Origin of the sequence: Corynebacterium sp. CCM 9204 (assembly GCF_041357695.1) — a bacterium.
Taxonomy (GTDB): Bacteria; Actinomycetota; Actinomycetes; order Mycobacteriales; family Mycobacteriaceae; genus Corynebacterium.
In genome coordinates this window covers 67,195-87,756 of record NZ_JAUERX010000006.1, presented here as the reverse complement: position 1 = coordinate 87,756, position 20,562 = coordinate 67,195, and the positions used below count along the sequence as shown (strand labels likewise).

Below are 20,562 nucleotides of genomic sequence, written 5' to 3'. Positions count from 1 at the left end.
CGAGCTACACCACAATGAGGGCACACCGGGGGAAGACCCAACACACACCAGCGGCTCGGATGTTATTCGCGCTAGACGGAACTGTGCGATGAACGGGACCCCATCGGTACCCTCTAACTGCGCGTCAGGGACGGACAACGTCACGCAAAAACAAAAGACGATCAGAGTAGGAGCACTGATGTGGAATGTGGCAACAGTGCACAGACAGTCGGACCGGGCTTGATTAGACCCTCGGGTTTGAGGTACGAGCGATTTCCGTCGAACCTTGGAACCAGTAGACGGGTCGCTTGGTCCCACGGGTTCCTCGGATCGGTCGGAATATCTCTGACGTGTTCGTCTTGTACGAGTTGTTCCCGGAACGGACGGTGTTGGGAGTGAGCCCGCCCGACAGAGATTATCCGATAGATACTTCGGGGTCTTAACACACCGTACTAACGGAACTGCCCGCGATACCTGTGTATCGCGGGCGACGAACGTGACTTCGACATACAAAAAGACCCGCGCACCACGGGAGAAATTGATGTCTCCTGCGATGCCCGGGCCCGGCCACTCAAATAACGCTGGGTAAAGATCAGCGTTCGCTGATGGCGTCCAACGGCTTCGTCTTCGCGGCCCGGTGTCCGGGCCAAACGGCGGCGATGACACCGACGATAGCTGAGGTCACGAGCATGAGTCCGAGTTGGCCCCATGGGATGACGATGGTGTCGAGGGAGTCTTCACCGATCGTGCGGGTGAAACACCAGCCGAGTCCGAGTCCGACTGCTGCCCCGAGTAACGCGCCGAAAAGCGCGATGACCACGGATTCGAGATAGATCATCGTGCGGATCTGGTTACGTTGGGTTCCGAGCGCACGGAGCATGCCGATCTCTCGGCGCCGCTCCGTCACGGACAGTGCGAGGGTGTTGATGATGCCGAGGACAGCGATGATGACGGCGAGACCGAGTAGCCCGTAGAGAATTCCGAGCAGTTGGTCAACCTGGTTAGCCTGGGAACTCGCGTACTCTTCTTTCGACATCACCTGAACGACGAGATAGTCGGCCATCGCTTCCCGAAGCGCCTCTCCTAGTTTGGCCTCGGAGGTCCCTGCCGCGGCGTCGACAAGCACCATCTCGATGTCCATCTGATTCACTGGCAGCAGTTCGCTCGCTGCGGAGAGGCTGATGAAACCGGGGCCACCCGCCTGGAGTTGGTCGTGAATTCCGATCAGCGGTACCTCAATTGAATCGGAATCATTGAGAGTTGACAGGGTCAGCTTGTCCCCGACCTTGAGTCCGAATTTATCGGCAATGTCCTTGTAGAGGATGACCCCCTTCTCGTCGTGGAGGTTCCCGGTTCCTTCCGTTATGGCGATATCCAGGCCCTCTGCCGAATCGAAGTTGAGGTCCGTCACGCCGGTTTTCGGAGGCCCTCCGAAGACCGGGTAAAGTGGCGCGCCGTTTACCAGGATGGGGGCGAGGTAGATGGTGTGCACTGTCTCCACCTCGTCGAGGGCGGCAATATTCGCTGGTACCGAGGACGGGATCTTGAAGACGTTGGAGTTCTGCGCTGAGATGATGTAATCCGAGGTGAACACGTCTTCGACGATGTTCTCGATGCTGTGGCGCATGGTGGCACCGAGCATGCCGATGGAGCTAACCATCATCAGCCCCAGGGTGAGCGCGAAGGCAGTAGCGGCGGTACGACGGGGGCTGCGGCGGGAATTCGTTGAGGCGAGCTTACCGACGGCGCCGAAGGGGGCGCCGATGACACGTCCGAGTCCGCCGACTACCGGGATGGACAGTGCAGGTCCGATGAGCCATACGCCGATGATCACCGCGAGAGCACCGATCCCGATGGCGATAAGCCGGTATTTCATTTCATCGATACTGGTGGTGAACGCACCGAAGAGGCAGAGGCCTGTCCCCGCCGAGGTGATCAGTCCGCCGATGACGGTGCGGGTACGGAGGGAATTACCGGAGGAACTGTCTCCACTGCGCATGGCCTCGACCGGGTGGATGGCTCCGGCGCGGCGTGCAGGCGCCCAGGCGCTCAGGACGGTTACGATCGCGCCGACGACGAGTGGAACGATGACGGTAGCGGGCGTGAGCGAGAGTCCGCTGTCCGGCATACCGATGCCGCCGGCCTTCAGAGCAAAGAAGAGTCCCTTTGCCAGCGCAATACCAAGGAGAATGCCCAGGGCGGATCCGATGAGTCCGACGAGGATGGCTTCGCCGATGACGGAGCGGGTGATCTGTGACCGTGAGGCGCCGATACTGCGGAGCAACGCGAACTCGCGGGTTCTCTCGGCGACGATCATGGCGAAGGTGTTGGAGATGATGAACGTTCCGACGAGTAGTGCGATCGCCGCGAACGCCCAGAGGAAGTAGTTGACGAAGCTCAGTGCTTTCTTCAGTTCCTTGGTCTGGCGTTCGACGAGTACATCGGCGTCATCGATGGACAATTCGGGGTATGTTGAGCGGAGATCCTCAATCGTGGCGGTGAGGTCCGAGCTGTCGCGGAGGACGAGAGATGCGGAGTTGACGAGATTGTTGGGGGCGTAGGTGTCGAGGAATTGGTTCTCGGGGAGCAGAACTCCGACCCAGCCCCCGGTGGCGGTGGGGACATCGTAGATTCCGGTGACGGTTACGTCGAGTTGGTCACGGGGGGTGACCACCGTGACGTTGTCGCCGATGCTGATGTTCCCGCGTTCAGCGGCGCTGGTGTTGACGGCCACCTGGTTGGTGTCCCGGGGCCAGTCGCCGTCGGACAGTGTGAGTGTTGCGGCGTTCCCTCCGTCTGGATTGAACGGAATCGCGTCCGATGGTGCACCGCCGGTCTGAATGGCTTTACCGTCGCTTCCGGCGAGGATGATCGGTGCGGGCTGGACGATCATGTCTGCAGCGGTGAGGTCGTCCCGCTCGCGGAGTTCGCGGACGGTGTCGACATTTACCCCACGGCCCGCTCCCTGTGGTCCGGAGATGACGATGTCGACGTCGTCGTATTGTGTGGCGATGATCTTGGCGAAACTGCTCGACAGGGACGCGGTGAACATCGACGAGCCAGCGATGAACGCTGTGCCGAGGACGACGGCGAGGATCGTCAGTGCGAGCCGAAGTTTGTGGGCGGCGATCGTCCGACGGGAGATCGTCCGCATGGGTTTACGGAGTCCGGTGTAGGTGGATGTGCTCATGGGGCGACTCACAGCTTCTCGATGTCGGCCATCACGGACAGGATGCTCTCTGCGGTGGGATCCTCAAGTTCGTCGACGATTTTTCCATCGGCGAGGAAGATCACCCGATCTGCGTAACTCGCGGCTTTCGCGTCGTGGGTGACGATGACGACGGTCTGCCTGAGATCGTCGACGGCAGAGCGGAGAATGTCCATCACTTCGGCGGAAGCGTTCGAGTCGAGGTTTCCGGTGGGCTCATCCCCGAAGACGATCTCGGGTCGGCTGATAAGCGCGCGCGCCACGGCAACCCGCTGTTGCTGGCCTCCGGACAGCTCAGTGGGGCGGTGGTCGAGGCGTTTCGCCAGTCCGAGTCGGGTGGTCACCTCCTCGAACCAGGCCTGATCGACGGTTCCGCCGGCGATGTCGACGGGAAGGGTGATGTTTTCAGATGCGGTGAGCGTGGGTACGAGGTTGAAGGATTGGAAGACGAAACCGAGACGATCGCGGCGTAGTGCGGTGATCTGTCGGTCGGGCAGGCCCGCGAGATTGGTGTCCCCGATGAACGTCGCGCCTTCGGTCACGCTGTCGAGGCCAGCCATGCAGTGCATGAGGGTTGATTTCCCGGAACCGGATGGACCCATGATTGCGGTGAACTGTCCCCGTTTCAGGGTAACGGAGACACCGTCGAGAGCGCTGACGACGGTTTCTCCTGATCCGTAACGCTTGATCAGGTTCTCGGCGCGTGCGGCGGCTGCCTCGTTCGGTATCGGTTCGGTGGGGGTGGTGGAAACGGTATGGGTCACGTTCTCTCCTCAGAAATTCATGTCTATGCAGCATTTCTCGGATCTGCCGGAATGAGTCCTCCCAAGACTAAACCCTGCCGTTGCGGAAAGGGACAGGGCAATCATGTAGGGGATACCCCGATAGCGGGGCTGACGGGCAGATGGTTCGGTGCAGAATTTCAGGCGCGTTCTGACACGAAACAACGTTGTGCGCCGCTGATCGGGTCGGTGAATTCGAGGATTGTCGCCGTGAGATGCATCGGGATTCGGAAGTCCTCGGTGTCTTCGGGCAGAATGTCCGGGTACAGCGGATCACCAAGGATCGGGGCGCCGGCGATGAGCATGTGCAGGCGGAGTTGGTGTGTGCGTCCGGTCGCAGGGTGGAGGGTGTAGCGGGCCTGACGGGGGAGCGCTCCGTGAATGGCTTCGAGGGCGATTTGTTCAGTGTCGCTGACGGGGGTCACGGCGCTGACTATGGTGCGTGCGTTCGGTTCGCCCTCTTCGAGGTAGGACTGCAGTCTCCCCCGAGTCTTCTGCATTCTATGTTCCCAAGTGACCGGCCCGCAGGAGACGGCGGCAGACAGTTCGGGGAGGTGCGCGGCTGTCGCCTGATAAGTCTTCCGGACCTTACGGGAGGAAAAGAGTTGTTGGTAAGCACCGCGGACTGTGGGGTCACAGGTGAGGACGAGGATTCCGGCGGTTAGTCGGTCGAGGCGGTGAGCCGGGGTGAGATCCGGGTTCCCGGTTTCCCGGCGGAGCTTGACGACGGCGGTCTCGGTGATGTGGCGGCCGCGTGGCATGGTCGCGAGGAAGTGGGGTTTGTCGACGACGAGGAGGTGCTCGTCATGGTGGATGATCCTGCAGTCGCCGGGCACGGGTGTCTCGGGGGCGGGGGTGCGGTAGAACCAGATGTCCTGTCCCGGGGCGAGGACCCGGTCCGGGGAGAGTCGTCGTCCCTGCGGGTCGACGACCTCTCCGGCGTCGAAACGTGCACGGATGGAAGCAGTGTCATCGCAGGTTGCGCGGTGTGTCTGCGTCGTGACGAGTTCCGTAACGAATTCGAGGGCTGTCACGGGTGCAGCATCGTCGGGCAGTCGTGCCCGGGATGGGTTCAGGCCATCACGGATCGGTAGCGGTGCCTGACGGCGGCGGCGCTGTACTATCCTTTTGCCCATGGATATCAATTCTCTCATGGCTCAGTTGTCTGAGTTCTTCAGTCATGGAATCGGCAAGATCATCGGCGACATTCTGCAGGCCATATATCATTTCCTCTACCCTGCGAACACTGATCCGGCCCGTACCCCGGAGGTCGTGGATGCGGCGAACGGCGCCGCCACCTAGATGCGTCACCCGCTGCCCGGGCTCTCCGTTCTTGATCTTGTTCCCGTGTCCTCCGGGTCGAGTCCGAGAGCGGCGATCGAGGCAGCCTGTGCGGCGGCCCGAACCGCCGAACGGTACGGCTACCGCCGTTACTGGCTGGCTGAGCATCACAATTCCACGGCACTCGCATGCTCCGCGACCACCCTCATCATGGGTGCGGTCGCGGCAGCTACGGAGACCATCCGCGTCGGGTCCGGCGGAATCATGCTGCCGAATCACGCACCACTTCGGGTCGCCGAGGATCTGGGCACACTGTCCGTGATGTACCCGGACCGCATCGACTGTGGCCTCGGGCGTGCGCCGGGAACTGATCGACTCACCGCGGACCGCCTTCGGCGGAGTTCCGCCGACCTCCCCGATTTCATGCGGGACGTCACTGAACTTCACGGGTACCTCGGGCCGTCGACCGGTGCCCCGGGGGAGACCGCCGTCATCGGCCGGGGGACAGGGGTGCAATTCTTCATTCTGGGGTCCTCGTCGGGAGGGGCCAGGGTTGCGGCGGAATTGGGACTACCCTTCTGTTTCGCCAGTCATTTTGCACCTGATCAGCTTCATGACGCACTTGATGTCTACCGGAGGAACTTCAACCCCGGCGCGTCCACCGCGCAGCTCAACCGCCCATGGGCCAGTGCTGCGGTCAACGTCATGGTGACAGATTCCGTGGAGGAGTCTCGCTATCAGCTCAAGACCCTGTATCAGGCTTTCGCGGGTGTTCTTAACGGTGAACGGGGTCCTTTGCTCGCGCCGGGGGATGTCGTCGGTCCACACCCGATCGTGGCGGCCCATATTAGCCAGGCATTACGTATGACGGCCTACGGCACTGCCCCGGACGTGGCGGCTCAGCTCCTCGGATGGGCTGAGTCTCTGGGGTTGGATGAAGTGATTACAGTGACCTACGCCCATGATCCCGCGGTCCGGAGAAGGTCGCTTGCACTGCTCGGTGACGAATGGCGGCGCAGGGGTGAAAGGGGGATGTGACTGTTCTGTCAACCCACTGTTGTGAATGGTTGAAGTGGGTAGGATGGGGGTAGGTACCCGGTGTGGGTGCCGGAAAGATGCCGGACAGAGTCCGGCGGGAAAGGTCGTGAGTGAGATGGCCCAGTACACCAATGGAGAGAAGAGGACCCGGGAGAACATCGTCGTCGTAGCCGTCGACGGTTCAGAGGCTTCAAAAGTGGCGGTCCGGTGGGCGGCGAACACCGCAGCCAAAAGGGGTGTTCCCCTGCGACTCGCCGCGAGTTACACGATGCCCCAGTTCCTCTACGCCGAGGGTATGGTGCCGCCGCAGTCCGTTTTTGACGAGCTGCAGTCCGAGACGATGGAGAAGGTCGATGCGGCGCGGGCCATCGCGCATGAGCTTGTTCCCGACCTGAAGATTGGTCACGTGGTCGCGGAAGGAAGCCCCATCGATATGCTTCTGGAGATGTCGGCGTCCGTGACGATGATCGTGATGGGATCCCGTGGACTCGGCGGATTGAGCGGAATGGTTATGGGGTCGGTGTCTGCGGCTGTGGTCAGCCACGCCAACTGCCCTGTTGTCGTTGTTCGCGAAGATTCCGGGGTGCAGGATGAAACCCGGTACGGGCCGATTGTCGTGGGGGTCGACGGTTCCGGGACGTCCCAGAAAGCCATTGAGTACGCTTTTGCGGAAGCCTCGGCGCGGGATGCGGAACTCGTTGCTGTGCACACGTGGATGGACATGCAGGTGCAGGCGTCCATAGCGGGACTGTCAGCCGCACAGGAGCAGTGGACGACTATTGCGGAGGAACAGGAGGTTTTGCTCGCCCAACGCCTCGCTGGTTTCGCGGAGGAATATCCGGATGTCAGGGTGAAGAAGATCGTGACCCGGGATCGTCCTGTCCGGGCTCTCTCTGATGCGGCGCAGGGGGCGCAGCTCCTGGTCGTCGGTTCCCACGGACGCGGTGGTTTCAAGGGGATGCTGCTGGGATCCACTTCCCGGGCGCTGCTGCAATCGGCGCCCTGTCCGATGATGGTCGTCCGAGGGCGTGCGGAGGACTGAGTTCAGGCACCGCAAGGATTTCCCTCAGGTTGTCGTGGCTGTTGTGTGGTCACGGTGGCCGTGGGGGAAGGGTAACGCTAAGGTTGCAGTAGAAAAACACTTTGACAGCAATGGTGCTCTCAAGTTTACTGCACTCGGATGAACACATATATTCGGTGGTGTTCATAATGGCGGCTTTCCTGGTACAGGTACTTCAGACGGGTGCCGGACGCCGGAATCGTTGCCGCAAACCAAAAACTCAAGGAGATTTATCATGCCCGGTCTTTCTTTCCTCGGCTGGATCATCATCGGTGGCCTCGCTGGCTGGATCGCTTCCAAGATCAAGGGAACTGATGCCCAGCAGGGTCTCTTCCTCAATATCGTTGTCGGTGTCGTCGGTGGTCTTATCGGTGGCGCGCTGCTCGGCCTCTTCGGGATTGATGGTGGCGGCTGGATCTTCAGCTTCTTTACCTGCCTCGTCGGTGCGGTGATTCTGCTGTCGATTCTCCAGGCGGTCCGTAAGTAGATTTCAGGGCTTGAGAGCCCACACGAAGGCCCCGCGCACCCGGTTTCCGGGCGCGGGGCCTTCTGTTTGTCCGGTGAGTTGATCTCCCGGGTCGCGGTGGTCGGGGTATTGTTGAGGGGAAACGTCTGAACCGACGTGACACATGCGTCGGGTTCCTCCATCTGCGTCTCTGCAGCCGGGCGGAGAGGTAGGACATCGCTGACAAGTGCAGGAAGGATGTGGGTGTCATCGCCGCCGCTACAACTAAGCCCGACAAACCAACCGGTCGGTCTACCGCGAAGGGTCGGGGTACCCGTCGGCGCAACCGTCCGAGCCCTCGTGAACGTCTCCTGGCTAGTGCGACAAATCTGTTCACCACCGAGGGTATCCGGGTGATCGGCATCGATCGCATCCTGCGTGAGGCTGATGTAGCGAAGGCATCACTGTATTCCCTGTTCGGTTCCAAGGATGCACTCGTTATCGCTTACCTGCAGGATCTGGACGAAAAATCCAGGGCGGACTGGGTACGGCGAACCCATGATATGAGTGATCCGGTTGACAAGATTCTCGCCTTTTTCGATCAGGCGATTGATGATGAACCGGGGCAGGATTTCCGGGGTTCGCATTTCCAGAATGCCGCGAACGAGTATCCGCGCCCCGAGACCGAGAGCGAATGGGGAATCGTGTCGGCGGTGCAGGAACACCGCAGGTGGACGCTACAGACGATGGTGGATCTGCTGACGGAGCGCAACGGCTACCCAGGAACTATGCAGGCCAATCAACTGTTGATTTTCCTGGACGGGGGCCTTGCCGGGGCACGCTTGAACCGGAGTGTCGAACCGCTCCGGACGGCACGTGAACTGGCGAAGCAGTTGTTGATGGTCCCCCCGGCGGACTATTCCATCTGACCGCGTTGGTCCGTGTCCGTGGGTTCTCCGATTGGGCCGGTGGGGTCCGGGGTCTGGTCTGAGGTTTCCTTGCCGAGTCCGTTTTTCTTCTGGGCCTTCTGTTCCCGGCGTTGACGTGTTTGCTGGCGGTTGCGTTCGCGGACCGCTGCGCGCCGCTTTTCCTTCGCGTCTCGTTTTTCTGAGGTCCGGGCCTCGATTTCGGCTTTTCTGCGCGTCAGGATTTCGACGTTCTCACGGTGGAGTTTCCTGATGCGGTGCGGTTGGATGATCATCAGCGTGCGTCGGCGTCGGATGCCCCGGCGGAGAGTTCGTTCCTCGCGGAGTTCTCCCCGAACGCGGTGTTTCGTTTCATCGCGGAATTCCTTGAATTCCTCGGTGAGTGGGTACTTTCGGTCGAGGATGAGGTTGAGGATGATGGTCTGGCTCATGGTCCAGAGGTTGCCCGCGAACCAGTAGAGGGCGATGGCCGCGGGCGCGGGGCCGGTGAGTCCGAATCCCAGGGGAAAGAGTGGGACCAACACCGCGATGATGATCATGAACTGCTGGATACGGCGGGCCGCGGTACTTCCGTGGTCCAGTGTGATGTGTGAGCGGTAAATCGACACCAGCATGTTGATTGTGGTGAAAACCGCGGCCGCGATGAGGAATGGCAGCACGAAATGGAATACCACCTCCCGGTTTGTGTCGAGAGCTGTGAGTTGTTCCGTGGACATCGCGGGGTACGCGGGCATCGGGACACCGTGGATCCGGCCGTGGAGGAACGCCTCGACATCGTTGGAGGTGAGGAAACCGATGGGCTGGTGTCGGGCTGAATCAATTCCGTCGGAGGGCCGTGCCATTCGTAGGAGTACCTGGTAAAGGCCGATGAACACGGGGATCTGGATCAGCGCCGGTACGCAGCCGCCCGCTGGCGAGTAGCGGTGTTCCTTGTATAACTCCTTGCGGCGGGCGGTGAGTTCATCGTCGGCGTCAGCATCGGTGCGGAGTTCGTATTCTTCGGTGAGGGCACGCAGCTTGGGGCGGAGGTTGATGAAGATCCTGTTGGATCGGTACTGGGTCCAGGCGAAGGGCAGGATGATGAGCCGTACGGTGACTATCAGCCCGAAGAGTGAGAGCAGCCAGGCGACGGAATCGTCGAGACCGAGCAGGGAGTGGAGCGTGATGTGCCACAGCTTCATCACGCCGGAGACCGGGTAGATCAGGAAGTCGAGCATTCGGTGTCGTCTTTTCCTCGCACTGTCAGGGGGAAGCCTCCGGGTTTTTGACCGGAGTGCCATCAACGATCGTAGCGGGCTGCTGCGAAAATCCGTGCGGCACGGTGAAAGCGAGTCCGGGCGCTATGATGAGTGCTCATGAGGCATCGCGCACCGGAACCACAGCAGCAGGATGGGTTTAGTGTCATCCAGCTCTTCGGCGAGTTACTGCTGACGGCCGGTGCTCTTCTCCTGCTGTTTGCTTTCTACGAGTCCTACTGGACGAATTTGGCTGCGAGCCGTGAGCAGGATCGGGTGGCGGCTATCCTGGACCAACGGTGGGCGGATGCCCCCGATGATTCCTCGGACATTCAGCGGGAGAATCCACGGGCTCGGCGAGACCCGGTGTTGGGCGAGGCGTTTGCCCGCATGTACATTCCTTCGTTCGGTCCCGATTTCCACTTCGCCATCGTCGAGGGAACGGGGGATGCCGACCTGTTGGCTGGCCCAGGTCGTTATCCGGACACCCAGATGCCGGGCCAACCGGGAAACTTCGCGGTAGCCGGGCACCGTGTGGGTAAGGGGGCACCATTCAATGATCTGGGTAATCTCCGAACCTGTGATTCTGTTGTGGTTGAGACCCGGGATTCATGGGACATCTATCGGATTCTCCCGATTGGCGTGGTTGATGCAGGCCAGCGTCGGACGGAGGCGGCGGAATGTCTCACTCCCGGACAGGTTGAACGGGTGGCTGTCGGTGATTACGCGGGTGTCGACGGGCGCCTGATTACCGTCCCCGGTGATGTTTCGGTGATTGATCCGATACCGGGGCAGCCTGAACTGGTGGCGGATCCGGGGATGGAGGGACTGATGACGATGACGACCTGTCATCCGAGGTTTTCCAATGCGCAACGGATGATCGTGCACGCAATGCTCGTACGGACGGATCTGAAGCAGGACGGCTACCGTCCGGTTGAGCTGAAGGAGAGCTGACATGTATGGATTGATCTGGCGTCTTCTTCCCGGTCCCCGGCCGGTGAAGATTGTGCTCTCCCTGGTTCTCCTGATCGCGGTGTTCTTCCTGCTGATGGAGGTCGTCTATCCGTGGGTGTCCACCTTGATGCCCTACAACGATGTCTCGGTTTAGCCCAGATCCAGTCGGTTGATCACCTCCTCGGCGACTATCTGGGGTTTGATGGACTGCTCCTGGTTGGAGAAGACAACTACCGCGGTTTTTCCCTTCTGTACCGCGTAGACGGAGTGTCCGTTCCCGCCGAATCGTCCTCCCGACCATCCTGCGGGTTCTTCGGCGGGGTCGGTTGAGGCAACTGGTGCAGCCCAGTCGACGACAGCGGTGGCGTCCGCGATGGTGTCCATGTGACGGACAATGACGGTGAGTTGGGGTTCTTCAGGGTAAGACCAGTAGACGCAGGCCGGTGGGTTGAAGCGTTCGTCTGTGCCGACGCCTGTGACACGTTGGCCATTGGTTTCCGCGATCCACTGAGTGTCCAGGTAGGGACAGTCAGTCCATGATTCGCGTCCTCCCGAAACGATGGGTAAAGCATCGAAGGGGAGCAACGACTCTGCGGCTGCGGGAGGTTCGGGCTGATCGGGTGCTGCCGCCGGGGTGTGGGTCGATTCCGGGGCTGGTTTCTCAGGTGCCGGGACAGGTTTCCCGGTGGTCTCTCCGCATCCGGCGAGAGTGAGTGGTAACAGCAGGCTGGACAGTGCAAGTAAGGTACGGCGCATGGGACTTAGCGTAGGGACCGCAGCCGCCGACCGCACCTCGAATGCTCCCGGGGAGAGAAGTATCCGCCAGGGCATCCATATCCTCACCGGTGCGTTACTGGTGGTGGTGGCCTTCGCCGCCGTGAAGTCTGAGGTGAGGCAGTTATTACTCACGTTGGCGTTGTGTGTGGGTTTTGCCGGTGTGTACATCCTCGGATCACGCCTGCGGGACAGTATGTCGGGTGCGTTGGCGCAGGTGTGGTTGCTGGCTCTGACGTTGTTGTGGGTGCTGCTCATTCCTATGCAGCCGACGTCGATCTACCTGGTATTCCCCTTGTACTTCCTCTATCTGCAGGTACTCGATGATATTCGGGGTGTGATCGCGGTCATCGGAGCTACGGCGGTATCGGTGTTCTCCCAATGGCCGCACCTGACCGCGGGGGCGATTCTCGGTCCGACGGTGGCAGCGTTGGTGTCCATCGGAATCGACTATGCTTTCAAGACGTTGTGGAAGGTGTCGGCGGAACGTGAGAAACTCATCGCGGAGCTGCTGGAGACGCGTTCCCAGCTCGCGGAGACGGAACGTGCCGCCGGGATGGCCGCAGAACGGCAGCGTATCGCGCATGAGATTCATGACACCCTGGCACAGGGGCTGTCCAGTATCCAAATGCTGCTCTATGTGGCTGAACAGGAGCTGAAGAAGACGGGGATCAGTGATGATGCTGCTGAGACAGTTCTGAAGCGCATCGATCAGGCGCGGACGACGGCTGCGGATAATCTGGGAGAAGCGCGTGCGATGATAGCTGCGCTGCAGCCTGCGGCTTTGTCCCGGACCTCTCTCGAAGGGGCGTTGCACCGGGTTGCCAGTGGGATCATTGGTACCGAGGTGACGATTGCGGTGGAAGGCGACGAGCGGCAGTTACCGATGCGTACGGAAGCCTCCTTGCTTCGCATTGCCCAGGGGGCGGTGGGAAATGTCGCGAAACATGCGGATGCTCAGCGCTGTCATGTCACATTGACCTATGACACGGATGAGGTACGACTTGATGTGGTTGATGACGGGCGAGGTTTCGACCCCGAGGCAGTCGGGGAACGGCCCAGGGGACTGGGACACATCGGCTTGGATGCGATGCGGCAACGTGCTGCAGAGCAACACGGTACGCTGACTGTTGAATCCGCGCCGGGGCAGGGAACTGCGATTTCCATCGCGATTCCCGTGGAGGATGATCCTTCCACCTCAGCCCACCGGTCCAGGGCACTTACCCAGGTCGAGGATTCCGGAGATGAACCTGAGTACAACACGCAGTAGGCGACTGTCGGATTATCGTGCGTAACCGGTGAACAACAAGGGAAGAGACATTAGTTGACCATGATCAGAGTCCTGCTCGCTGATGACCATGAGATTGTCCGGCTCGGGCTTCGTGCTGTTCTGGAAGAAGCCGAGGATATAGAGGTGGTTGGAGAGGTTGCGACCGCGGAAGCTGCTATCGCGGCGGCGCAGGCGGGTGGTCTTGATGTGATCCTGATGGACCTGCGGTTTGGGGCGGGTGCGGAGGGGACGTTGGTATCCACCGGCGCTGACGCCACCGCTGAAATCAAGCGCACCATGACCAGTCCGCCGAATGTTCTGGTCGTGACAAACTACGATACCGACGCCGAGATTATGGGGGCCATAGAAGCGGGTGCTGTCGGATACCTACTGAAGGATGCTCCGCCTTCGGAACTTTTGGCGGCTGTTCGCTCCGCAGCGGAAGGTGATTCCGCATTGTCCCCGGTAGTTGCAAACCGGCTCATGACGCGTGTTCGGACCCCGCGGACATCACTCACGCCGCGGGAACTCGAGGTACTCAAACTCGTTGCGGCTGGTTCGTCGAACCGGGAGATCGGTAAAGTTCTTTTCCTCTCGGAAGCTACCGTCAAATCCCACCTGGTGCACATCTACGACAAATTAGGGGTACGTTCCCGTACTTCTGCGGTGGCGGCGGCACGCGAACAGGGAGTTCTCTAAAAGATGGGTGTGTCCCTGATTATCATTACCGATAGTCAGGGGCACACCCATTCCCCATGAGTATCCTGGTACTTCGGAGGATGTCGAAGGGTGGGACAGTGAAAGAAGAGCCATTGAACACGGTTGTGGTTCTAATGGCTCTTCGTTCTGCGGGAAGAAATCTCAGTTTGCGGCGTTGAACGACTCAACGATATTGTCCGGGATCTTGCCACGGTCAGCGACCTCAAAGCCATTGTCACGGGCCCACTGGCGGATTTCCTTGGTGCGGCCGCGTGAACCGCCACCACTGCTACGGCGACGCTGGCGAGTTCCGCCAGTGATCTTACGACCCACCTCGATGTACCGCTGCAGAGAGCCGCGAAGCTCGTTGGCATGTTCCTCGTTCAGGTCGACGGAGTACTCCGTGCCGTCGAGGGAAAAGTGCACCACGTGCAGCTCGTCCTCGCTAAGGGGGGTTTTGTCCAGGTCATCGAAGTACTGGGTGATTTCGCGTCTTGCCATTGAGTAAGCTCCTTCATCGTTCTGTCTTTGCTGGTCAGTTCACATATAGTGAGATATTTTATTCAAGTGAGTTACTGTAATGCGCCCTGCGGACAGCCGCACTGCTCGTAACTGCGCAGCTTCCTGGCCTTGATTCGGTCAGCGCTGATTCGAGGAAATAAGGACACTTCCGTATCAAAAGAACTGTGCAGTCTTACGTGCAGCTACTTACCTTTACTCACTGCTTGAAGTAAAGATTATACAATATTTTCCAATTGTGCAATGTGGCCGACTGTGCTTCGGGGCTTTCGTGCCTTTGGGGTAAACACTATCTGCTTCATTGAGTTGTAGTTGATAGTTATTAGATCATGAAAGAATTATTCACCGTTCCACGATTTTTTCTGTGAAATCGGATCTATGAAACATGTGACGGTAATTGAATCAGGTGGCCGTGTGTTGTGGCTGTTCCAAAGAGCTTGAAAAAGCCGCCCGTTCCGCAGTCGGGGCGGGGCGGGCGGGCAATGTGAGCCTCGTAATGGACGACGGATGCGCTCAGCTCCGGCTCTGTATCCGTTCCTGGATCTGCGCTCCGAGGTTGTCGAGTTCCCGGGACACCGTATTGTGGCTGCGGCGCCGCTGTTGTGGGGACAGATACTCGGCGTTCTCCACTGCACTACGGAGCTCCTCCAACCGGTCCTTCGCGTCGATCCGGAAACCTGCGGACACGGGTGCAGACTCGAGGTTTTCGAGGATACCGTCGATACGCGCCTTCAACGGGGCGCCGTGCCCGGAGTAACGGGCGAGCTGATCGGCGGTGACACCGTAGCGGCTGGCCCGACGCTTCTCCAGATACTGCCTTCCGAGTGTCACTCCCCGGTAGACGAGAGGAAGTGCCAGTGGCACGAGGAGCCGGGTGGCTGCGGTGTAGCGGCGCACACTCTGGGTGTTGAAACGCCCCTGGCGGACTTGTGCCAGCTTGTTCTTGGCCATTCTGCGCTCGTGCTGCCGCTTGGCCTTCAGGCCTTTCCGTTCAGCCTTCAGCAGTGACTTCTCCTGTTTAGCCAAGAGCTTGGATCGCCGGTGGTTCAGTTTGGCGGTCTGCTTCACCTCGGACTTGGCGCGCGCCTGCGCGGCTTTGATCTCTGCTTTAGTCTTTGCCCGGCTCTTGCGGATCGCCTCGAAAATGCCCATGGTGTCTGTCTGATCTCCAATTAATGTTGTCGTTGTCGTTCCTTTTCCAGCTTACCCGCAGGTGGGGTTAAGCTGATTGTCATTGTGGAGCTGGACATTGAATTGCAGCCGTCGGACCTCGTCGGATGTCGGTACCGGATCGTACAACGTCACCGTCACGCAGATCAGGCGCCGACGGAGGCTGTGCAGCGACGGATTGAGCGTGCCGAGGCGGGGAAGTCTCGCGTCCGTGCACTGCTCCCCTTGGCGCCGGAGGAGTGGGATTCATCGAAATTCAGCCGCGTGCACATCGAGGACGAGGGCGAAGACGCGGAGCTCGCGACGCTTGAGGCTCTTGCCGCGCAGACCACGATCATCACGGGTGCTGTTTTCACCGGTTCTTCAGACGGTCGGCGTTGGCGATCGACACCTGATGTCCTCGTCAGGGCGAATGACGGACGTTATTTGCCGGTGATCGTGTCCAACCACAGGATTGCCCGGCCTGCGGTTGGGTGTCGGCAGGAGTTGATCGCCACGAGACGTCTCGGACTGGGTGCCTCATCCTTCGGGGAGTACCGGCTTCGGCACCATGCGGTCGACGGATACCGATTGGGTCTTGCGGCCCGTGCGTTGGCGGAGTTCGGATTGGATAGTGAGCGCGGTGGTTCCATCGGTCAGGACCGGGAACTGGCGTTCCTGGTGGATACCAGGCACTACCAGTCAGCGTTGTCTAAGGCCCTCGAAGCCTCGTTGCCCGATGGCCCCCGCCGGTTGAAAGAGTGCGGTGAGTGTCGCTTCTGGTTCGATTGCGGCCAGAGGTTGACGGCGGCAGATGACATCTCCCTCGTGTTCCCGGGAGATCGTTCGGAGCCGTACCGCAGGCAAGGTATCGACACTGTGGCCGACCTGATCGATGCGGATCTGGGGGAGGCCTCCGCGTTGGCTAAGGCGTGGCGTGCCGGGATCCCGGTGCTACGGAAAGTTCCGCAGGTGACGGCGCAACGTTTTGACGTGGAGATTGACGTCGATGTGGAGGCGTATCTTGATCAAGGAGCCTATCTGTGGGGCGCTTTCGACGGCCGTGAATACCGTCCCTTCGCGATATGGGGTGGGCTGGGCACCGCAACCGAGGCGGAAAACTTCGCCCGGTTCTGGTCCTGGCTCCGGACGGTACGGGACGACGCCCGTGCCCGGGGACGCAGTTTCGCCGCATTCTGCTATGCACGTCACGGTGAGAATCACTGGTTGTCCAGCAGTGCGCGGAGATTCCGGGGGCATGTGAGCCCGGACGGATGCACCGTCCCGTCGGAGGCTGAGATCGAGGAGTTCATTTCTTCCCCGGAGTGGATCGACGTGTTCGCGGCCGTCCGTTCTCAATTGATCGGCCCACGTGGCCTCGGCCTGAAGATAGTGGCGCCACAGGCGGGGTTCACCTGGTCGGAGTCGGATCTGGACGGAGAAGCGAGCGTCGATACGTACCGTGTCGCTGGTGGGCACACGGGTGCCCGTCCCGGTGAAGTGGAGGCGGCCCGCCGTCGGTTGCTGAGCTACAACGGTGACGATTGCAGGGCAACGTCTGTGGTGCGGGCGTGGCTGGCGTCCGGTGCGCCGGGGGTCCCGCCACTGATGCCCTGAGAACGGGACAAGGCCACGATGATGAGAATGCCGAGGATGACCAGACCCGTGACGATCTGACCGTACGCCGGATTATGGCGTCCGGTGGCGGTCGCCGGGGTCCCGGGATCGTGTGCTCGCTGCAACCTCTGTCGCTGCAGGACAACTGCGGTAGCGGTGAGCGGAAGGAAAGCACCGAGGCTCAGCGCTATGAGGAGAGCCGGGGCCGGTCCGATGGATGTAGCACTCTCAAACTGCCGCAACGCGAGAGAACCGTTTAAAAGCGTGGCACGCAGCAGCCCCAGGGAATCCAGAACTCCCATTCCGCGACGGACGGCTGCAGGCCCCCCTCCGATGATTGACGGGACGAGGAAACTCAGCACACCGATGAGGAGCTGCGCGCCGAACCCGATCAGTAATGGCAGCACCGGGAGTGTGAAGGCGACGGTTGATCCGAGAAAGACCTCCACGGCCGCCCTGAGTATCCCGATGATGAGCCACGCCGGTGCCGCGACCACCGCGACCGCCGCGAAGGTGAGTCGGTCCCGGGGGTCCGTCAGTACATCACGGACGTTGCCCATCCAGGGAACCGCCGCGATGATCCATCCTGCGGCATAGATCAGGAGTCCTGTGCCGAGGACACCGGGGGTTCCGCAGAGCGTTCCGCTGACCGCGACGCTGACACCACAGACCAGTGCTGTCGCGGCTGCACTGGTGTGGTCCGGACGGCCTCGGGTCCGCCAGACGGCGGGGAACATCAATGTGAGGGAACCGAAGGCGGTCAACCCGACGAACCCCGGAAGGTTGAGGATGAGGTGTGCGGAGCGGAGTCGGTTGGGCCAAGCTCCGGGCACTCCGATGGTCAGCAGAATCCCTGCCGTGATGCCGCCGAGAAGACAGATGGTGGCCAAGACGTAGACCGCGACAATCGGGCGGAACCTACGTGTTTTGTCTGATTCGAGATACTGTTTTCCCAGGGAAATCCCGTGGAGGACCATCCCGGCAGTGGTCAGGGTTGCACCCATGACACTGACGTACGTCGATGGGGTGTCTGGGAGCTGTCCACCGAGAATCAGCACGGTCCCGACGGTGACCGTCCAGATCCGGTAGAGCTGCCTGACCTGATGTGCGCGGGTAGGCCGGTGGCCGGTGAAACGCGCGGTGAAATACTGGGACCAGACCATGATCGAAGTCGTGATCACCCCGATGCCGAGAATATGGACGGGGATCCAGGAATTCATGTGTCCGGCGGCTGCAGCGCCGACGGTGAGGGGGAGAATAATGAGCCAACAGGCCACCGGAGTGTTGGCGCGCAGCATCCACTGGCGGCGTGACCATGCAGCCGCATGATCTGGTTTGTGTGTATGCGGTGCGGCCATGCCGCCAGGTTAACCCCTGATCCGGGCCGCGCGGCGGCGAAGCCGGTCCCAGGTGAGGATCACCGCGATGAGTAGCTGCACCGCGAGGATGGCGAGCAGCCAGATGATGAGGCCGGTCCAGGAGTAACGGATGAGGATGATGCCGGAGAACCAGCCCACGAGGGAAGATCCCAGGTAGTAACAGAAGAGGTACATGCTGGATGCTTCGGCACGGTCGGTCGTGGCGAGGCGCCCGATCCACCCGGAGGAGGTGGAGTGCACCGCGAAGAAGGCTGAGGTGAACAGCAGGACCCCCAAGACCGTCACCGCCAGATTGCCGGATGCCGCGAGACCGATACCGACGAAGGAGATGAGCACCATGGCTACGAGAACCTTGCCAGGACCGAAGCGTGTCGCCCATGCGCCTGCGCGTGCGGAGGACCAGGTTCCGGAGAGATACAGGACGAACAGTGCACCAACCAGCGCCTCGGACAGGCCGAAGCGTTCGATCATGCGGAAACCCAGGTAGTTGTAGAAGGAGACGAATACGCCCATCGCAAGGAATGCGGTGATGAAGAGTGCCGCGAGCCGGGGATTGCGCCAGTGTCCGAGCATCGCCGCGAACTCGCTACGGACATGAAGTTCCTTGCGGACGAAACGTCGTTGCGTGGGCAGCATCTTGAGGATCACGAGAACGAACAGTGCCGCGACGATGGCGTCGGCACCGAGCGCCCAGCGCCAGGAGGCGAATTCGAGAACCCCGGCGGGCACGATGCGGCCGATGAGCCCACCTAGTGATGTCCCGGCGACGTAGACCCCCATGGCGCGAGCGAGATGGTCCGGGTGGAGTTCCTCGGAGAGCCAGGTCATGGCGACGGCCGGGACACCCGCGAGAAGAGCCCCTTGCAAGCCACGCCCGATGATGAGCCACCAGATGTTGGGGGCGAAGGGCAGTGCCGCGCCGAGCGCGACGGCGGCCATGACCGAGATGGACAGAACCCGGCCACGTCCGAAACGCTCGGAGAGGATCGAGGCGGGAACGATTGCGAGGGCGAGTGCCCCGGTGGTCGCGGAGACAGTCAGGGCGGATTGCGTGGGGGTGATGCCGAGCTCTGTTGTGAGGGTGGGCAGCATCGCCTGGGTGCAGTAGAGGGCGTTGAAGGATGCGAGACCGGCGGCGAGCATTGCCAGGACGGCCCGCCGGTAATCGGTGTCTCCGCGCCGGAGACCTTCGGGGAGATCTCCGGCGGTGGCGGCAGGCGTGGGGGGTGTCGTGCTCATGGGATCATCGTGCCGTGGCCCGCGTAATTAGTAAAATATCAATAAAGTAAGAAACCGATGTAAAAAACGCATGGAAGGGGTGAGTGATGCCTCCATCACCGCGACTCGACGACGTGGACGCCTTCATCAAGCTCGCTGACTCCGGGCACCTCACCGCCACCGCCGAAACGCTTGGGATCCCGCAGCCCACACTGTCCCGGAGGATCGCACGTTTGGAACGGGAGCTGGGCACCGATCTCTTCGACCGCGCCGGGCGCACCCTGACACTCAATACCCGCGGGCGGGCATTTCTCGGGCACGCCCGCCGAATCAGCGCGGGCTTCGCCGCCGCGCGAACGGACATGGAGCGCCTCATGGACCCGGAGTACGGCACTGTGCGGATCGATTTCATGCACTCACTGGGCACCTGGCTCGTTCCTGGACTGCTCCGTGCCTATCGTGCGGAGCACGCTGGTGTCCACTTTGAGCTCCATCAGGGTGCTGCCAGGCATCTTGTGGAGAGGGTGCTGTCTGACGCCACCGATCTGGCACTCGTCGGCCCCCGCCCCGAGGAGAGTCTGGGGGACGGGGCGGAACTCGGCTGGCTGTGTCTCCACAGCCAGCCGCTCGCACTCGCCATCCCGGAGGGGCACCGTCTTGCCGCCAGCACGGGGCCGTTACCTTTGTCCGCCGCAGCCGAGGAACCCTTCATCGGGATGCGCCCAGGCTACGGTACCCGGCAACTGCTTGATGAGCTCACTGCCCGGGCGGGGTTCCGACCAGATGTCGTGTTCGAATCGATGGAACTCAGTACCGTTGCAGGTCTGGTCAGTGCGGGACTCGGGGTGGCGCTGCTACCCATGGACGACCCATACCTGGCACCCGCGGGGTTGCTCCTCAGACCACTGGATCCGCCGACGCACCGGGAGCTCGGCCTGGTCTGGCGGGCGGCGGCTTCTCCGGCACCTCCGGTGGATCGGTTCCGGGAGTTCGTCGCTACCGGGCCATGATGGCCCTGGATGGTCGGAC

20 protein-coding genes are annotated in these 20,562 nt (G+C 61.1%); 11 read left to right on the top strand and 9 right to left on the bottom strand.

Annotated elements, in window-relative coordinates:
* Window positions 1–571: 571 nt before the first annotated feature.
* The 3 genes from QWU43_RS11095 to QWU43_RS11085 form a co-directional block, all read right to left on the bottom strand.
* Window positions 572–3,169, bottom strand: coding sequence for an ABC transporter permease (locus tag QWU43_RS11095; RefSeq protein ID WP_370915374.1), 2,598 nt, complete (start codon window positions 3,167–3,169; stop codon window positions 572–574).
* Window positions 3,170–3,177: 8 nt separating this feature from the next.
* Complete coding sequence (locus tag QWU43_RS11090; RefSeq protein WP_370917877.1) at window positions 3,178–3,951, bottom strand: ABC transporter ATP-binding protein; 774 nt, start codon at window positions 3,949–3,951, stop codon at window positions 3,178–3,180.
* A gap of 158 nt (window positions 3,952–4,109) precedes the next feature.
* Complete coding sequence (locus QWU43_RS11085; protein WP_370917876.1) at window positions 4,110–5,105, bottom strand: pseudouridine synthase; 996 nt, start codon at window positions 5,103–5,105, stop codon at window positions 4,110–4,112.
* On the opposite strand from QWU43_RS11085, the gene QWU43_RS11080 reads away from it, so the two are divergent.
* The 5 genes from QWU43_RS11080 (at window position 5,104) to QWU43_RS11060 (ending at window position 8,722) form a co-directional block, all read left to right on the top strand.
* A complete protein-coding gene (locus tag QWU43_RS11080) occupies window positions 5,104–5,271 on the top strand; it encodes a hypothetical protein (protein ID WP_370915377.1) in 168 nt (55 codons plus the stop codon). The genes QWU43_RS11085 and QWU43_RS11080 overlap by 2 nt on opposite strands.
* Window positions 5,272–6,288 carry an LLM class flavin-dependent oxidoreductase gene (locus tag QWU43_RS11075; protein WP_370917875.1) on the top strand — a complete coding sequence of 339 codons (1,017 nt, stop codon included), beginning with the start codon at window positions 5,272–5,274 and terminating at the stop codon, window positions 6,286–6,288.
* A gap of 115 nt (window positions 6,289–6,403) precedes the next feature.
* On the top strand, window positions 6,404–7,330 hold the full coding sequence (locus tag QWU43_RS11070; RefSeq protein ID WP_370915379.1) for a universal stress protein: 927 nt from the start codon (window positions 6,404–6,406) through the stop codon (window positions 7,328–7,330).
* Window positions 7,331–7,583: 253 nt separating this feature from the next.
* Window positions 7,584–7,835 (top strand): GlsB/YeaQ/YmgE family stress response membrane protein, encoded by a 252-nt coding sequence (locus tag QWU43_RS11065; RefSeq protein WP_370915380.1) that lies wholly within the window; start codon window positions 7,584–7,586, stop codon window positions 7,833–7,835.
* Between the two features lie 329 nt (window positions 7,836–8,164).
* On the top strand, window positions 8,165–8,722 hold the full coding sequence (locus tag QWU43_RS11060) for a TetR/AcrR family transcriptional regulator (RefSeq protein WP_370915579.1): 558 nt from the start codon (window positions 8,165–8,167) through the stop codon (window positions 8,720–8,722).
* On the opposite strand, the gene yidC is transcribed toward QWU43_RS11060, so the two are convergent.
* Complete coding sequence (gene yidC, locus QWU43_RS11055; RefSeq protein ID WP_370915381.1) at window positions 8,710–9,936, bottom strand: membrane protein insertase YidC; 1,227 nt, start codon at window positions 9,934–9,936, stop codon at window positions 8,710–8,712. The genes QWU43_RS11060 and yidC overlap by 13 nt on opposite strands.
* Before the next feature lie 138 nt (window positions 9,937–10,074).
* Between yidC and QWU43_RS11050 the strand changes: the two genes are divergently transcribed.
* Window positions 10,075–10,908 carry a class E sortase gene (locus tag QWU43_RS11050; RefSeq protein ID WP_370915382.1) on the top strand — a complete coding sequence of 278 codons (834 nt, stop codon included), beginning with the start codon at window positions 10,075–10,077 and terminating at the stop codon, window positions 10,906–10,908.
* A gap of 1 nt (window position 10,909) precedes the next feature.
* A complete protein-coding gene (locus tag QWU43_RS11045) occupies window positions 10,910–11,062 on the top strand; it encodes a hypothetical protein (protein ID WP_370915383.1) in 153 nt (50 codons plus the stop codon).
* On the opposite strand, the gene QWU43_RS11040 is transcribed toward QWU43_RS11045, so the two are convergent.
* The gene (locus tag QWU43_RS11040; protein ID WP_370917874.1) at window positions 11,059–11,664 is read right to left on the bottom strand and encodes a DUF2020 domain-containing protein; all 606 of its coding nucleotides are present in this window, start codon (window positions 11,662–11,664) and stop codon (window positions 11,059–11,061) included. The two genes, QWU43_RS11045 and QWU43_RS11040, sit on opposite strands and share 4 nt — an antisense overlap.
* On the opposite strand from QWU43_RS11040, the gene QWU43_RS11035 reads away from it, so the two are divergent.
* Both QWU43_RS11035 and QWU43_RS11030 read left to right on the top strand, forming a co-directional pair.
* Window positions 11,663–12,952: a sensor histidine kinase gene (locus QWU43_RS11035; RefSeq protein ID WP_370915385.1), complete on the top strand. Its 1,290-nt coding sequence runs from the start codon at window positions 11,663–11,665 to the stop codon at window positions 12,950–12,952. The genes QWU43_RS11040 and QWU43_RS11035 overlap by 2 nt on opposite strands.
* 60 nt (window positions 12,953–13,012) lie before the next feature.
* A complete protein-coding gene (locus tag QWU43_RS11030; protein ID WP_370915386.1) occupies window positions 13,013–13,651 on the top strand; it encodes a LuxR C-terminal-related transcriptional regulator in 639 nt (212 codons plus the stop codon).
* 162 nt (window positions 13,652–13,813) lie between these two features.
* Here QWU43_RS11030 and QWU43_RS11025 read toward each other — a convergent pair whose 3' ends face one another.
* A complete protein-coding gene (locus QWU43_RS11025; RefSeq protein ID WP_370915387.1) occupies window positions 13,814–14,152 on the bottom strand; it encodes an Lsr2 family protein in 339 nt (112 codons plus the stop codon).
* Window positions 14,153–14,683: 531 nt separating this feature from the next.
* A complete protein-coding gene (locus tag QWU43_RS11020) occupies window positions 14,684–15,322 on the bottom strand; it encodes a DUF6474 family protein (RefSeq protein ID WP_370917873.1) in 639 nt (212 codons plus the stop codon).
* A gap of 84 nt (window positions 15,323–15,406) precedes the next feature.
* On the opposite strand from QWU43_RS11020, the gene QWU43_RS11015 reads away from it, so the two are divergent.
* Window positions 15,407–16,936, top strand: coding sequence for a TM0106 family RecB-like putative nuclease (locus tag QWU43_RS11015; protein ID WP_370917872.1), 1,530 nt, complete (start codon window positions 15,407–15,409; stop codon window positions 16,934–16,936).
* Here QWU43_RS11015 and QWU43_RS11010 read toward each other — a convergent pair.
* Both QWU43_RS11010 and QWU43_RS11005 read right to left on the bottom strand, forming a co-directional pair.
* The gene (locus QWU43_RS11010; RefSeq protein ID WP_370917871.1) at window positions 16,849–18,294 is read right to left on the bottom strand and encodes a hypothetical protein; all 1,446 of its coding nucleotides are present in this window, start codon (window positions 18,292–18,294) and stop codon (window positions 16,849–16,851) included. The two genes, QWU43_RS11015 and QWU43_RS11010, sit on opposite strands and share 88 nt — an antisense overlap.
* Before the next feature lie 9 nt (window positions 18,295–18,303).
* Complete coding sequence (locus QWU43_RS11005; RefSeq protein ID WP_370915391.1) at window positions 18,304–19,554, bottom strand: MFS transporter; 1,251 nt, start codon at window positions 19,552–19,554, stop codon at window positions 18,304–18,306.
* An 86-nt stretch (window positions 19,555–19,640) separates the two neighbouring features.
* On the opposite strand from QWU43_RS11005, the gene QWU43_RS11000 reads away from it, so the two are divergent.
* Window positions 19,641–20,543, top strand: a complete 903-nt coding sequence (locus tag QWU43_RS11000; RefSeq protein ID WP_370917870.1) for a LysR family transcriptional regulator — start codon at window positions 19,641–19,643, stop codon at window positions 20,541–20,543.
* The last annotated feature ends 19 nt before the right edge of the window (window positions 20,544–20,562 follow it).

Bases quoted from the DNA above. Each gene is read 5' to 3' on its own strand.
- QWU43_RS11070 (WP_370915379.1), top strand. From the start codon at position 6,404: ATGGCCCAGTACACCAATGGAGAGAAGAGGACCCGGGAGAACATCGTC.
- QWU43_RS11020 (WP_370917873.1), bottom strand. From the start codon at position 15,322: ATGGGCATTTTCGAGGCGATCCGCAAGAGCCGGGCAAAGACTAAAGCA.
- QWU43_RS11000 (WP_370917870.1), top strand. From the start codon at position 19,641: ATGCCTCCATCACCGCGACTCGACGACGTGGACGCCTTCATCAAGCTC.
- QWU43_RS11040 (WP_370917874.1), bottom strand. From the start codon at position 11,664: ATGCGCCGTACCTTACTTGCACTGTCCAGCCTGCTGTTACCACTCACT.
- QWU43_RS11080 (WP_370915377.1), top strand. From the start codon at position 5,104: ATGGATATCAATTCTCTCATGGCTCAGTTGTCTGAGTTCTTCAGTCAT.
- QWU43_RS11095 (WP_370915374.1), bottom strand. From the start codon at position 3,169: ATGAGCACATCCACCTACACCGGACTCCGTAAACCCATGCGGACGATC.
- QWU43_RS11025 (WP_370915387.1), bottom strand. From the start codon at position 14,152: ATGGCAAGACGCGAAATCACCCAGTACTTCGATGACCTGGACAAAACC.
- QWU43_RS11065 (WP_370915380.1), top strand. From the start codon at position 7,584: ATGCCCGGTCTTTCTTTCCTCGGCTGGATCATCATCGGTGGCCTCGCT.
- QWU43_RS11050 (WP_370915382.1), top strand. From the start codon at position 10,075: ATGAGGCATCGCGCACCGGAACCACAGCAGCAGGATGGGTTTAGTGTC.
- QWU43_RS11085 (WP_370917876.1), bottom strand. From the start codon at position 5,105: ATGGGCAAAAGGATAGTACAGCGCCGCCGCCGTCAGGCACCGCTACCG.
- QWU43_RS11030 (WP_370915386.1), top strand. From the start codon at position 13,013: ATGATCAGAGTCCTGCTCGCTGATGACCATGAGATTGTCCGGCTCGGG.
- QWU43_RS11005 (WP_370915391.1), bottom strand. From the start codon at position 19,554: ATGAGCACGACACCCCCCACGCCTGCCGCCACCGCCGGAGATCTCCCC.
- QWU43_RS11010 (WP_370917871.1), bottom strand. From the start codon at position 18,294: ATGGCCGCACCGCATACACACAAACCAGATCATGCGGCTGCATGGTCA.
- yidC (WP_370915381.1), bottom strand. From the start codon at position 9,936: ATGCTCGACTTCCTGATCTACCCGGTCTCCGGCGTGATGAAGCTGTGG.
- QWU43_RS11045 (WP_370915383.1), top strand. From the start codon at position 10,910: ATGTATGGATTGATCTGGCGTCTTCTTCCCGGTCCCCGGCCGGTGAAG.
- QWU43_RS11035 (WP_370915385.1), top strand. From the start codon at position 11,663: ATGGGACTTAGCGTAGGGACCGCAGCCGCCGACCGCACCTCGAATGCT.
- QWU43_RS11075 (WP_370917875.1), top strand. From the start codon at position 5,272: ATGCGTCACCCGCTGCCCGGGCTCTCCGTTCTTGATCTTGTTCCCGTG.